This is a genomic window from Rhizobacter sp., assembly GCA_019635355.1.
GTDB lineage: Bacteria > Pseudomonadota > Gammaproteobacteria > Burkholderiales > Burkholderiaceae_C > Rhizobacter.
This window is the reverse complement of sequence record JAHBZQ010000001.1, coordinates 3126097-3139595: the sequence shown is the minus strand read 5'-3', so window position 1 is coordinate 3139595 and position 13499 is coordinate 3126097. Positions and strand designations below refer to the sequence as shown.

The window sequence follows — 13499 nt, the reverse complement described above, 5'->3', positions numbered from 1 at the left end:
TGCCATCTTGGCACCGCCCGCATGGCCCTGCTTGCCAAATTGAGCACAAAACGTAGCCCATTTTCCCTGGGTCAAACGCCCCGTCCGGCTGCTCTTGTGCAGTGCAAGACGCCCGGTGGGGCCACTTAGAATCCGCCGATGATCCAAGCCAAACAGGAGCTGCTGGCCGCGCTGGCCGAAGCGCTCGCCGAACTCGCGCCCGGCACCTCGGTGCCCGCGGCCTTCGAGTCCCCCAAGCAGGCCGCCCACGGCGACCTGGCCTGCACGGCTGCGATGCAGCTGGCCAAGCCGCTGAAGAAGAACCCGCGCGAGTTCGCGCAGGCGCTGATCGCCGCGCTGCAGCAGCGCCCCGCGGTGCAGCAGTGGGTCGACGCGATGGAGATCGCCGGCCCCGGCTTCATCAACCTGCGCCTGAAGGCTGCCGCCAAGCAGGCCATCGTGCCGCAGGTGTTGCGCGAGGCCGAGGCCTTCGGCCGCAAGCCGGCCAACGGGCAGAAGCTGATGGTCGAGTTCGTCTCGGCCAACCCGACCGGTCCGTTGCACGTGGGCCATGCGCGCCAGGGCGCCTTGGGCGACTCGATCTGCCACCTCTTCGAGACGCAAGGCTGGAAGGTGCAGCGCGAGTTCTATTACAACGACGCCGGCGTGCAGATCGCCACGCTCGCGATGTCGACGCAGGCGCGCATCAAGGGCCTCAAGCCCGGTGACGCCGAGTGGCCCGAGAACGCCTACAACGGGGACTACATCGCCGACGTCGCCCGCGACTACCTCGACAAGAAGACCATCAAGGCCGACGACCGGGAGTTCACCGCCTCGGGCGACCCCGACGACCTCGACAACATCCGCCAGTTCGCGGTGGCCTACCTGCGCCATGAGCAGGACCTGGATCTTCAGGCCTTCGGCGTGAAGTTCGACCACTACTTCCTCGAGTCGAGCCTGTACACCACGGGCAAGGTCGAAGCGACGGTGAAGAAGCTCATCGAGGCTGGCAAGACCTACGAGCACGAAGGCGCGCTGTGGCTCAAGACCACCGACGACGGTGACGACAAGGACCGCGTGATGCGCAAGTCCGACGGCACCTACACCTACTTCGTGCCCGACGTGGCCTACCACGTGAGCAAGTGGGAGCGTGGCTTCACCAAGGTCATCAACTGCCAGGGCACCGACCACTACGGCACCATCGCACGCGTGCGCGCCGGCCTGCAGGGCGTGGGCGTGGGCATTCCGAAGGGCTACCCCGACTACGTGCTCAACACCATGGTGCGCGTGGTGCGCGACGGCGCCGAGGTGAAGATCAGCAAGCGCGCCGGCAGCTACGTGACGCTGCGCGACCTGATCGAGTGGACGAGCCGCGACGCGGTGCGTTTCTTCCTCATCAGCCGCAAGGCCGACACCGAGTTCACCTTCGATGTGGACCTGGCGTTGAAGCAGAACGACGAGAACCCGGTGTTCTACGTGCAGTACGCCCATGCGCGCATCTGCTCGGTGCTGGCACAGCGCGCGGGCGACGACCTGGCGCAGGCCGACTTCACGCTGCTCGGCGCGCCCACCGAAGTCGCGCTGATGCAAAAGCTCGCCGAGTACCCCGAGATGCTGGAGCGTGCCGCGGCCGACCTCGCGCCGCACGACGTGGCCTTCTACCTGCGCGACGTGTCGGCCAGCTTCCACAGCTACTATGCCGCCGAGCGTTTCCTGCTCGACGACAACGCCGCGCTCACGCAGGCCCGCCTCGCCCTGCTGGCCGCAACCCGCCAGGTGCTGCGCAACGGCCTCACGCTGCTCGGCGTGAGCCACCCCGACAAGATGTGACGGAGACCGAATGAAGAAGCTTGTTCGTAGCACCCCCGGCCGCCAGCGCGGCAGCTTCGTGCTGGGCCTGATCGTCGGCCTGCTGGTCGGGTTGGCGCTGGCGCTGGGCGTGGCGCTCTACATCGCCAAGGTGCCGGTGCCCTTCGTCAACAAGGTGCCGCAGCGCACCGCCGAGCAAGACGCCGCCGAAGCCGAGAAGAACAAGAACTGGGACCCGAACAGCTCGCTCTACAGCAAGGTGCCGCGCCCGGGTGCGGCATCGAGCGGCGTGGTGAGCGCGCCGCCGCCCGCTTCTGCTGTGCTGCCGCCGGGTGCTGCGCCCAACGCGGCGGCGAGTGCGCCCAAGCCCGACCCGGCGGCCATCCTCGCGGGCAAGTTGCCGCCCGATGCGTCCACCAAACCCGGCAGCGATGCGTTGAGCTATTTCATCCAGGCAGGCGCGTTCGGTCGCATCGAAGACGCCGAGGCCCAGCGCGCGAAGCTCGCGATGTCGGGCTACCAGGCCAAGGTCACCGAGCGCGAGCAGTCCGGCCGCACGGTGTACCGGGTGCGGCTTGGGCCGTTCGACAAGAAGGAAGAGGCTGCGCAAGTGAAGGAAAAGCTCGAAAGCACCGGCGTGGAGTCGGCGCTGGTGCAAGTCCAGAAATGACGCCGGCCGGAAACAATCCCGACACGAAGCTTTGAACCAATCAAGCCCGGGCGCACTCCACACCCCGTTCATTCACCCCAACTCACACACCACATGAACCGTCGCGACTTCTCTGCACACCTGATGGGCCTGGGGCTCGGTGCCACCGCCCTGTCGGCCAGCCTGCCCGCGCTGGCGCAGGAAAAGCCTGTCGAAGGCAAGCACTACGTGAAGCTGGGGTCGCCGGCCCCGGTGAGCGCCCCGGCCGGCAAGATCGAGGTCATCGAGTTCTTTTGGTACAACTGCCCGCACTGCGCCGCCTTCGAGCCCAACCTCGACGCCTGGCAGAAGAAGTTGCCGGCCGACGTGGCCTTCCGCCGTGTGCCGGTGGCCTTCCGCGAGATGTACGCCGGGCAGCAGCAGTTCTTCTATGCGATCGAGGCGCTGGGCAAGGTCGAGGCGCTGCACCGCAAGGTCTTCTATTCCATCCACAACGAGCGCGCCCCGCTCGAGAAGCAAGACCAGATGGTCGCCTTCATGGAAAAGAACGGCGTGCCCAAGGCGCAGTTCCTCGAGGTCTTCAACTCCTTCGCGGTGCAGACCAAGGCCAAGCAGGCGACCCGCCTGGCCGACGCCTACAAGATCGACGGCGTGCCCGCGATGGGCATCCACGGCAAGTTCTTCACCTCGGGCACCATCGCCGGCACGCCGGAAAAGGCCTTGCAGGTCACCGAATACCTGCTGCAGACGCTTCGCAAGGGCTGATCTGCCCTGCGTGAAAAGGCCGCTCCGAAGCGGCCTTTTTTCCCTGCGATCCGGGTCGTCGACGCGGATCTGTGGCTAGAATGGCCTGCAAGTTTCATGCCGCCATGAGCCAACTTTTCTCCCCCCTTCTGGTCCCCTCCTGGCCCCGCCGCGCGCTGTGGAGTGCCTTGTTGCTGTGCAGCATGGCGTTCCCGGTGCATGCGGAGAAGGCCGATCGGTACCAGAAGATGGAGGTCGAGTCCGACCAACCGGGCAAGGTCGACCTGCAGAACCAGATCGTCGTCTTCAACGGCAACGTGGTGGTGAGCAAGGGCACCATGAGCATTCGCGCCGGCCGCATCGAGGTGCGCGAGACGCCCGACGGCTACCACCACGCCACCGCCCTCGGGGCGCCCGGGGCCCTCGCCACCTTCCGCCAGAAGCGCGAAGGCGTCGACGAATACATCGAGGGCGAGGCCGAGAAGCTCGAATACGACAGCAAGGCCGACACCATCCGCTTCACCGGCAAGGCGTCGGTGAAGCGCCTGCGCGGCAAGACGGTGGCCGACGAAGTGAGCGGCGCCCAGATCACCTACGACAACACCGCCGAACTCTTCACCGTGGCCGGTGGCGCCTCGGCCGCCACGCCCGGCAACCCGACCGGCCGCGTGCGCGCGGTGCTGTCGCCCCGCCAGGACAGCCCGGCCGCTGCCGAGGCCGCCTCGGCCGTGCCCCCGGGAGCCCGCCGTTGAACGCCGCCGCCGCGCTGCCCGAGCGGGGGGCCAGCCCGAGCCAGCTGGAAGCGGCCGGCCTGCAGAAGACCTACGGCGCCCGCAAGGTGGTGAAAGACGTGCGCCTGGGCGTGCGCAGCGGCGAGGTGGTGGGCCTGCTCGGCCCCAACGGCGCGGGCAAGACCACGAGCTTCTACATGATCGTGGGCCTGGTGCGCGCCGACGCCGGCCAGATCACCATCGACGGTGAGCGCATCGAGCGCCTGCCCATCCACCAGCGCTCGCGCATGGGGCTGTCGTACCTGCCGCAGGAAGCGTCGATCTTCCGCAAGCTGACGGTGGAAGAGAACATCCGCGCCGTGCTCGAGTTGCAGCACGGGCCCGATGGCAAGCCGCTGCCCAAGGCCACGATCGAGCAGCTGCTCAATGGCCTCTTGAACGACCTCAGCATCGAGAAGCTGCGCGAGAGCCCGGCCCCGGCGCTTTCGGGCGGGGAGCGCCGCCGTGTCGAGATCGCCCGTGCGCTCGCCACGCAGCCGCGCTTCATCCTGCTCGACGAGCCCTTCGCCGGTGTCGACCCGATCGCGGTGCTGGAGATCCAGCGCATCATCGGCTTCCTCAAGGCGCGTGGCATCGGCGTGCTGATCACCGACCACAACGTGCGCGAGACGCTGGGCATCTGCGACCGCGCCTACATCATCAGCGAAGGCCGGGTGTTGGCCGAGGGAACACCGACCGAGATCGTCGAGAACGCCGACGTCCGCAAGGTCTACCTCGGAGAACACTTCCGCATGTGACGTGACGGCCGCAGTATGAAACCGTCGCTTCAGGTCCGCCTCTCCCAGCATCTGGCGCTCACGCCGCAGTTGCAGCAGTCCATCCGGCTGCTGCAACTGTCGACGCTCGAGCTGCACCAGGAAGTCGAGCAGATGCTCGAAGCCAACCCCTTCCTCGAAATGGAAGAGGACAACGGCCCCGCCTTCGAGCCGATGACCGAGCGCTTGAGTGCGTCCGAGCAGGCGGGCGAACGCGAGAGCGAGCGGTCTGCCGAGGTCGAGACCAGCGGCGGTGACGACACGCCGGGCGTCGACAGCGTCGAACTCGGCGCCACCGAGCGCGACGACTGGGAAAACGGCACCGAGCGCGACGACTTCGACGGCATCCGCGAGCAGCCGAGCAGCAGTTCGTCGAGCAACAACGACAACGACGACTTCGACCCGCACGAGCGCAACAGCGTCGGCGAGAGCCTGCAGGACCACCTGCACCGCCAGCTGCTGGGCATGCGCCTCTCGGGCGAAGACGCCGCCGCGGTGAAGGTGCTGATCGAGTCGCTCAACGACGACGGCTACCTCGACGACCCGCTGGAAGACATCGCCGCGAGCCTCGCGGGCGACGACGAGGAAGCACGCGAAGAGCTGCTCGAGCGCCTGCGCTGCGCGCTCAAGTGGCTGCAGAACATGGAGCCGCTCGGCGTGGGCGCGCGCGACCTCTCCGAGTGCCTTGCGCTGCAGCTGCGCGCCACGCCGCGCTGCGAGGCGCAGATGATCGCCATCCTCATCTGCAAGCAGCACCTGGAGCTGCTCGCCCGGCGCGACATGAAGAAGCTCATGGCCGCGACCGGCGCCGACGAAGAGCTGATCAAGGAGGCCCAGGCGCTCATCGTCGCCTGCGAGCCCAAGCCGGGCCGCCAGTTCGCACGCGCCGAGGCCAACATCATCGTGCCCGACGTGATCGTGCAGAAGTCGGGCCGCAACTGGAAGGTGGTGCTGAACCCCGAGGTGATGCCCAAGCTACGCATCAACGACCTCTACGCGCAGGCGATCCGGGGCAACCGCGGCTCAGGCGGCGCCAATGGCGCGCTCAGTTCGCGCCTGCAGGAAGCGCGCTGGTTCATGAAGAACATCCAGCAGCGCTTCGACACCATCCAGCGTGTGTCGCAGGCCATCGTCGAGCGGCAGAAGAGCTTCTTCACCCACGGCGAGATCGCGATGAAGCCGCTGGTGCTGCGCGAGATCGCCGACGAGCTCGGCCTGCACGAGTCGACCATCTCGCGCGTGACCACCGCCAAGTACATGGCGACCATGTTCGGCACCTTCGAGCTCAAGTATTTCTTCGGCTCATCGCTCAACACCGAGGCGGGCGGCAATGCGTCGAGCACGGCGGTGCGGGCGCTCATCAAGCAGCTCGTCGCCGCCGAAGACACGGCCAAGCCGCTGTCGGACAGCCAGCTCTCGAAGATGCTGGAAGAGCAGGGCATCCAGGTTGCGCGCCGCACGGTGGCCAAGTACCGCGAAGCGCTGCGCATCGCGCCGGCCAACCTGCGCAAGGCGATGTAGATGGCGTTGCCACTTTTCCTGCCCTGTGCCGCCGGCGTCGAGCCCTTGCTGGCGGACGAGGTGAAGCGCATCCTGCCGGGCCGCGAGGTGCACGTGGGCCGTGGCGGCGTGGGCGTCGATGGCGACCCGGCCGACGTGATGGCGCTCAACCTGGAGAGCCGCCTCGCGCAGCGGGTGCTCGCCGAAGTGGCCTCGGGCCCGTACTTCGCCGAAGACGACATCTACGCGCTCGCCCGCAGCGTCGACTGGACGCAATGGATCACCCCGCAGCACACGCTGCGCGTCGACACCACCGCCCACCGCAGCCCGCTGCGCAGCTTGAACTTCGTCGCGCTGCGCGTGAAAGACGCGGTCTGCGACGTCCTGCGGGATGCGACCGGCGAGCGCCCGAGCGTCGACACCCGCCACCCCGACCTGCCGCTGTCGCTCCACCTCGGCGAGACGCACGCCTCGGTCTACGTCGACACCTCCGGCGAAGCGCTCTTCAAGCGCGGCTGGCGTGAAGACAAGGGCGAGGCGCCGCTCAAGGAAACGCTCGCTGCCGCGATGCTGGCTGCGGCCGGCTGGCAGGGCACGCCCGAGGCAGGTGGCGCGCTGCACGACCCCTGCTGCGGCTCGGGCACCATCGCCATCGAGGCCGCGCAGCTCGCCTGTGGCGTGGCGCCGGGCCTGAAGCGCCGCTTCGCCTTCGAGCGCCTGCTGCCTTTCGCCGACCCCGACAGCCGCGCGCAGTGGCAGCGCCTCAAGAGCCACGCGCAGTCGCGCATCCACGCGAGCGCGGTGCCCATCTTCGCGAGCGATGTGTCGTTCCGCATGGTCGACTTCGCGCGCCGCAACGCACAGCGCGCGGGGGTGGAGCATGCGATCCAGTTCAACGGCGGCGACGCGCTCGAGCGGCCGGCACCGCCGCTGCCCGAGGGCCTGCACGGCACGCTGATGATCAACCCGCCGTATGGCGAGCGCATCGACGTCGCCGGCAAGGCCGCGCGGCCGTCCGTGCACGAGCGCCCCGACGACAACCGCGCCGCACCCGACGATTTCTTCCCCCGCCTGTCGGCGCACTGGAAGCGCGCCTACACGCAGCACCCGGCCGGCTGGACGGCCTTCGTGCTCAGCCCCGACATGAAGTTGCCGAGCGCGATGCGCCTGAAGGAATCGCGCCGCGTGCCGATGTGGAACGGCCCCATCGAGTGCCGCCTGTTCCGTTTCGACCTCGTGGCGGGCTCGGCGCGCTGAACTTCCTCAGTCCGTGTCGGTGACGCGGCCGTACCAGCGCGCATCGAGCCAGTTCGCGCCGCGCTGGAGAAGCATCACCACGAGGCATGCGCCGACCCAGAGATAGAGCAGCAGCGGGCCTCGCTCGACCGCATCGACGCTCCTGAGGGCGAAGACCAGCCCACCAGCCAGCGCCATCGGTGCCATGGCGGTGCGGTAGCCGTCGCGCGGCACGCACGAGAGCGTGAGCAGCGCGGCGGCGAGCGCGCACAGCGTCACAGTGAGCCACTGCATGACGCTGCTCGCCTGCCCCCGTTCGTTCAGGCGAACGAATTGAAACGCCGCCAGCGCGATCCACCACGTCCAGCGACCGCCGCCCGCGAACTGCCACCGCCCCTCGGCATGTTGCGCCGCAAGCAGTGTGACCGCGCCGGCGCCGCCCAGCAGCGCGAAGAAGGGGACTTCGAGCGATGCCACCGGCATCAGGCACGCCAGCAGGAAGCCCCAGGTGCCGAGGGTCACCACGCCGACATCGGGCCGCTGCGGCCAGGCCAGCAACAGCTGCACGAGCGTGAGGACCACACCGACCGGCCACCACCAGAGGGCGTCGTCGCCGGTGGCAGCCCACACGTAGAAGGGCAAGGCCAGCAGCCCGATCACCAGGCCGATCCATGGGGCCCAGCGAGACGCGCGCCAGCGCTGCAGCCAGCGGCCGGGTCGGGTGTCGGCCTGCACGAGTTCGTTCAGGAAGTTGGACAGCCGGGAACCGAAGATCAACGAACCCCCGAACACCGCCGTGCCGGCCGCCAGCGTGGTCGCCGTGGCGGCGATCGCCACCACCCAGTCGCCGCGTGCGACGAGGGCGCTTGCGCCGAACAGCAGTGCCGTCATCAGCGCCACGCGCCACCACATGCCCACCGTCATGGCCTCGGCGAGCCGCTCCTGCGCGGGCAGCTCGATGCCGAAACGACGCAGCAGGCGCGAGCCGGCCTCGGCGGTCTGGCGCAGCAAGGGCCACCCGAGCAAGGCCGCGTGCAACCACGCATGCAGCCGCCAGCGGCGCTGCAACAGCTGGTGCAGGCCTCGCACGTCGGCGTACTGGCGCAGCACCTGCTGATCGGTCACGGGCGTGACGACCATGTCGCTCAAGGCCTGGCGCAAGGCCTCGGCACGCGCAGGCCCGATCATGCGGTCGATGCGGAAGTCACCCATCCACCCAAAGTGGGTCTGCAGGCGCTGCATGAATTCGTGGGGCAGGCTGGACGCACACGAGATCACGAGATCGGCAAAGCGCGCCGACGCCTCGGGGCGGCGGTCCAGCGGCAGGCGATCGAGCACCTGCTCGAGTCGCGGCCACGCGTCCATCAAGGCCCCGCCACCCTGCTCGCGCCACAGTTCGTAGATGCCGTCGACGATGGTTTCCGGTGTTTCGTCAGGCGCCAGTGCAGCTTCTTCCGGCCAGGCGGTCGCTTCGCCCACGGGCTCGGTTTCGGCGCGCGCGGCAGGCGGTGCGGGCAGGTCGACCTCGTCCGGCGGCTCGTGCTGCAAGGCCGGCGTGGCCACCTGCACGAGCTGCTCGGCGGGCGGGGAGTTTTCGCGTTCCGTCTCGTCGGCCTCCGCGTCGACGGCGTCATCGTCGTCCGGTGCGTAGCGCGCCCAGTCCTGCACCCGCTCGTAGGCGGCGCGCAGCGCTTGGTACGCCCGCGCATCGTCGTCGGGCCGGGTCGCCCTCAGCTTGAGGGCGTAGGCCCGCTTGATGGCGGGGATGTCTCGTGTGGGCCCGATGCCCAGCCGCTCCCAGTCGGAGGTGTACATGCGAAGGCGTCAGAAGCGGAAGCCGCGGTCGATGCTGTCGAGCGCCTCGCGGAAGGCGTCGCGCGACTGGCGGATCAGGCGGCCATCCTGCGTGTCCAGTGTCGCCTCGAAACGGGACAGCCAGCCCTGGATCATGGTGCGCTCCTCTCCTAGCCGGTCTTCGTAGAGCCGCTTGGCGCGTTCGATCAGGTAGCGGTTGTCCTGCTCCTCGCGCGGGTGCAGCTTGAGCTGGCGCAGCTTGGCGAGCGCCTCCTGGACCTCGTCATCGCTCATCTCGGCCCGCGTGTTGCGGATGAGCGTGTTCATCGTGCGCCCGCCCTTGGTTTCGCGCGCATCGACCTCCAGCAGCCCGTTGGCGTCGTAGGTGAAGCGCACCTCCACGCCCGCATGCCCGGCAGGTGCCGGCGGGACTTCCATCTCGAGCGCACCGAGGTGCAGGTTCTCGCTGCCCACCGGCGATTCGCCCTGGCGGATGTCGATGCGGATCAGGGGCTGCCTGTCCTGCAGCGTGACGTAGGTCTGCACGCGCGACACGGGCACCGGCGTGTTGCGCTCGATGATGGGCGAGAAGCGGTCATCGAGACGTCGGCCGTCGATCTGGTCGGAGGCGATGATGCCCAGCGAGTAGGGCATCACGTCGGTCAGCACGACCTCGTCCAGCGCGGCATCGCGCGCCTTCAGGCCGGCCTGCACCGCCGCGCCCTGCGCGATGGCGAGGTCGGGGTCGATGGTCCGAAGGGGCAGCCGCTGGAAAAGGCGTGTGGCGAGCTGGCGCACCATGTGCATGCGGGTGGCCCCGCCCACCAGCACGACCTCGTTCAGGCCGCCCGGGGAGATCTGGGCATCGTGCAGCGCGCGTTCGATTGGCCGGCGCAGGCGCAGCAGCAGCTCGGCGCTGGCCGCTTCGAACTCGGCGCGTGTGACCTCGCACGCCAGCCGCTGGTCGTTGTGCAGCAGGCTCATCTCCGTGCGCTCGCGGTCGCTCAGGTCACGCTTGGCCTGCTCGGCCGCGCGCCACCAGCCGCCTTCTTCGAGCAGGCGCTGGCGTTGCGTCGCGCTGAGGCCGCTGCACGCGCGCTCGATGAAGAGGCGGCCCAGTGCGTGGGCGAAGTCCTCGCCGCCGAGGCGGGTGTCACCTGCGCTCGCACGCACCTCGACCACGCCTTCGAAGTATTCGAGCACTGACACGTCGAAAGTGCCGCCGCCCAGGTCGAAGATGAGGAAGGTGCTGTGGTCGGGCCGTTCCTGCAGGCCGTAGGCGAGGCCCGCTGCGGTGGGCTCGTTGAGCAGGCGCTCGACCTTGAGGCCGGCCAGCTCGCCGGCGGTGCGGGTGGCCCGGCGCTGCGCCTCGTTGAAGTAGGCCGGCACGGTGATCACCGCTTCGGTGACCGGCTCGCCTAGGAAGGCCTCTGCATCGGCCTTGAGCGAGCGCAGCACCATCGCCGACAGCTCCTCGGCGCGGAAGTCTCGCTGGCCCAGGCGCAGGCGCTTGTCCGTCCCCATCCAGCGCTTGAAGCCCTGCTGCACCGAGGTGGGGTCGCTGCCCATCCGTTCGCGCGCCGGCAGGCCCACCAGGGTGTGGCCCTGGGCGTCGAGGGCCACGGCCGACGGGGTGAGCAGGTCGCCGACGGCGTTGGGAATGAGTTGCGGGCGGCCATCGCGAAACACGCCCACGAGGCTGTTGGTGGTGCCGAGGTCGATGCCGACGATCATGAGGTGAAGTGCGCTGGAAGGGAGCGAAGCAGAATATCAGCGCGCCCCGCCGCGATCGGCCCCCCTTCTTGGGGGCGCGGCGCGCCGCTGCCGCGCCAGCCACACCAGCGTGCCGGCCAGCACGGCAAGGGGCACCAGGGTGCCGAGGTTCATCCACGTCCAGCCACCGGTGGTGACGAGCGCGCCCGAGCCGAAGGCGGTGAGGGCCATGGTGATGTAGACCCAGAAGTCCATCGCCGCCTGGGCTGTGGTGCGCTCTTCGGGCCGGTAGGCCTCGGTGAAGAGCGTGGTGCCGCCCACGTAGAGGAAATTCCAGCCCACGCCGAGCAGCAGCAGCGCGCTGATGAAGTGCATCAGGTCGATACCCGACAGCGCGATGACGACGCAGGCGATGTTGAGCACCAGGCCCACGATGAGGATCGGCATCACGCCGAAGCGCTTGATGAGGCTGCCGGTGAAGAAGCTCGGCACGAACATGCCGAGCACGTGCCACTCGAGCACCAGGGCCGCGCTGGAAAACGGGTGCTTGCACTGCGCCATCGCGATCGGCGTGGCCGTCATCAAGAGGCTCATCACGCCATAGCCGAGGGCACAGGCCATCACCGCGGCGATGAACACCGGCTGGCGGGCGATCTCGCGCAGCGGCCGCCCCGGGTGGGTGGCACTCGGCAGCGGCAGCGGCGGGAAGGGGATGAAGGAGATCACCGCGAGCGACATCAGCGCCACCACGACGAGCGCCGCATACGCGCCTGCAAAGGGCACCGGCAGCACGTCGCGCGTGAGGTTGGCGAGCTGCGGCCCCACCACGCCGCCGAGGATGCCGCCGGCCAGCACCCACGAGATCGCGCGCTCCTTGAAGGCGGGCGTGACGAGCTCGGTGGCCGCGAAGCGGTAGAGGCCGGCACTCGCGTTGTAGTAGCCCGCGATCACCGTGCCGGCCACCAGCCACCAGAACTGGTGGGCCATCGCCGCCCAGGCGCACAGCGCGGTGGAGGCCATCGCCACCAGCAGGCTCACCTGGAAGGCACGCCGGCGGCCCCAGGCGCGGTGATGGCGGGCCACGAGGCCGGTGAAGAGCGCACCGCCCGCCACGTAGCCCATCACCGGTAGCGTCGCGAGCCAGATGTTGGGCGCGAGCTGCAGGCCGACGAGGCCGTTGATCGCGATGAAGGTGACGTTGTTGATCAGCAGGAAACCCTGGCAGAGGGTGAGCCACAGCAGCGATGCATTCATGGGCGGGCTTTCAAAGCGAACGCAGGGAGAGATGGGCGAGCACGGCGAGTGGCGCGGTGTCGGCGCGCAGCACGCGCGGGCCGAGGCCGACGCGGCGGAAGCCGGCGTTTTCGGCGAGCTGCACTTCGGCGTCGCTCAGGCCGCCTTCGGGGCCGCTCAGGAACACGGCCGCGCCGGCCAGCGGCAGGGCTGTGGTGCCGGCGCGGGGGTCAAGCACGCAGGCGGTGGCGCCGGGGTGCACCGGCCCGGTCGCCAGCCACGCGGGCAAGGTGAGCACCGGCGCGATGGTGGGCACGCGGGTGCGCCCGCTCTGCTCGCAGGCGGCCACGGCCACCGCCTGCCAGTGCGCCTGGCGCTTCTCGGCACGCTCGCCGGCCAGCCGCAGCACCGAGCGCTCGCACACCAGCGGCTGCAGCGCGGCCACGCCGAGTTCGGTGGCCTTCTCGACGAGCGTGTCCATGCGCTCGTTGGCCGGCATGCCGACGGCCAGCGTGACGTGCTGGGCCAGCTCGCGGTCGACCGGATCGTGCGCGAGGATCTGCACGCTCACCTGGCTGCGCCCCATCTGCTGCACGCGGGCCGCGCATTCGCCGCCTTGGCCATTGAAGAGCGTGAGGGCGTCACCGGGTTGCAGGCGCAGCACCTGCACATGCCGGGCCGGGCCGGGCGGCAGGTCGATCACGGAATCGGGGGGAAGGGCTTGGTCGACGAACACGCGGGCGGGCATCCGGCGAGTGTGCCGCAAGCCGTGTCAGGCGGCGCGCTCAGCGAGGGAATCGGCGCAGCATCACTCGCACCCGGCGACGCAGGCCGCGCAAGCTGCGCCACAGCGCCGAGCGGTGCAGCGCGGCCTTCACACGCGCCTTCGTCGCGATCCACCAGCCGAGCGCCCGCGCGAACCAGGCGTATTGCATCAGCTGCGCCTGCGTGAGCAGGTAGATGCGGCCCACGAGGGCGGTGCCGACCAGTTTCGCCACCACGATCACCAGGAGGCCGAGGCCCGCCTGGCCCCGGTGCATCAGCCACAGCGCGGCCAGCTTCACCGGAAAGAGCAGCACCGCAGGCACGAGGAAGAGCAGCAGCGCGCCGAGCGGTGGCAGGCGCCGGATCGCGGCTTCGAGCCGCGCAAGCGGCGGCCAGCGGGCGAACCAGGCCACGCAGGCCGCGAGCGGGCGCCAGCCCCACTCTTCGACGAAGAGCACGATGGCGGCCACGCCCAGCAGCACGGCCCGAAGGCCGCGCCGCAGCGCTTGCAGCGGGTTCAAGGTGAAGAGG

12 protein-coding genes are annotated in these 13499 nt (G+C 69.3%); 7 read left to right on the top strand and 5 right to left on the bottom strand.

The window, feature by feature from the left end; translation table 11 throughout:
- The first annotated feature begins 138 nt into the window (after window positions 1-138).
- The 7 genes from KF892_14290 (at window position 139) to KF892_14260 (ending at window position 7484) form a co-directional block, all read left to right on the top strand.
- Entirely contained in the window at window positions 139-1809 is a 1671-nt protein-coding gene (locus KF892_14290) for an arginine--tRNA ligase (protein ID MBX3626181.1), read from the top strand.
- 10 nt (window positions 1810-1819) lie between these two features.
- Window positions 1820-2458, top strand: coding sequence for an SPOR domain-containing protein (locus KF892_14285; protein MBX3626180.1), 639 nt, complete (start codon window positions 1820-1822; stop codon window positions 2456-2458).
- A gap of 93 nt (window positions 2459-2551) precedes the next feature.
- Complete coding sequence (locus KF892_14280; GenBank protein MBX3626179.1) at window positions 2552-3202, top strand: thiol:disulfide interchange protein DsbA/DsbL; 651 nt, start codon at window positions 2552-2554, stop codon at window positions 3200-3202.
- 104 nt (window positions 3203-3306) lie between these two features.
- Window positions 3307-3933, top strand: a complete 627-nt coding sequence (gene lptA, locus KF892_14275) for a lipopolysaccharide transport periplasmic protein LptA (GenBank protein ID MBX3626178.1) — start codon at window positions 3307-3309, stop codon at window positions 3931-3933.
- A 14-nt stretch (window positions 3934-3947) separates the two neighbouring features.
- The gene (gene lptB, locus KF892_14270) at window positions 3948-4709 is read left to right on the top strand and encodes an LPS export ABC transporter ATP-binding protein (GenBank protein MBX3626177.1); all 762 of its coding nucleotides are present in this window, start codon (window positions 3948-3950) and stop codon (window positions 4707-4709) included.
- Between the two features lie 15 nt (window positions 4710-4724).
- Complete coding sequence (locus KF892_14265; GenBank protein ID MBX3626176.1) at window positions 4725-6248, top strand: RNA polymerase factor sigma-54; 1524 nt, start codon at window positions 4725-4727, stop codon at window positions 6246-6248.
- A complete protein-coding gene (locus KF892_14260) occupies window positions 6249-7484 on the top strand; it encodes a class I SAM-dependent RNA methyltransferase (protein ID MBX3626175.1) in 1236 nt (411 codons plus the stop codon).
- 6 nt (window positions 7485-7490) lie between these two features.
- Here the strand turns inward: KF892_14260 and KF892_14255 are convergent, their stop codons facing one another.
- Genes KF892_14255 through KF892_14235 form a run of 5 tightly spaced genes read right to left on the bottom strand, consistent with a single transcriptional unit; the run spans window position 7491 to window position 13489 of the window.
- Window positions 7491-9278 (bottom strand): hypothetical protein, encoded by a 1788-nt coding sequence (locus KF892_14255; protein ID MBX3626174.1) that lies wholly within the window; start codon window positions 9276-9278, stop codon window positions 7491-7493.
- 9 nt (window positions 9279-9287) lie between these two features.
- Window positions 9288-10991: a molecular chaperone HscC gene (locus tag KF892_14250; GenBank protein ID MBX3626173.1), complete on the bottom strand. Its 1704-nt coding sequence runs from the start codon at window positions 10989-10991 to the stop codon at window positions 9288-9290.
- Window positions 10992-11027: 36 nt separating this feature from the next.
- Window positions 11028-12224, bottom strand: a complete 1197-nt coding sequence (locus KF892_14245; protein MBX3626172.1) for an MFS transporter — start codon at window positions 12222-12224, stop codon at window positions 11028-11030.
- A 10-nt stretch (window positions 12225-12234) separates the two neighbouring features.
- Window positions 12235-12951, bottom strand: a complete 717-nt coding sequence (locus KF892_14240) for a 16S rRNA (uracil(1498)-N(3))-methyltransferase (protein MBX3626171.1) — start codon at window positions 12949-12951, stop codon at window positions 12235-12237.
- Between the two features lie 37 nt (window positions 12952-12988).
- The gene (locus KF892_14235; GenBank protein ID MBX3626170.1) at window positions 12989-13489 is read right to left on the bottom strand and encodes a hypothetical protein; all 501 of its coding nucleotides are present in this window, start codon (window positions 13487-13489) and stop codon (window positions 12989-12991) included.
- Window positions 13490-13499 lie beyond the last annotated feature (10 nt).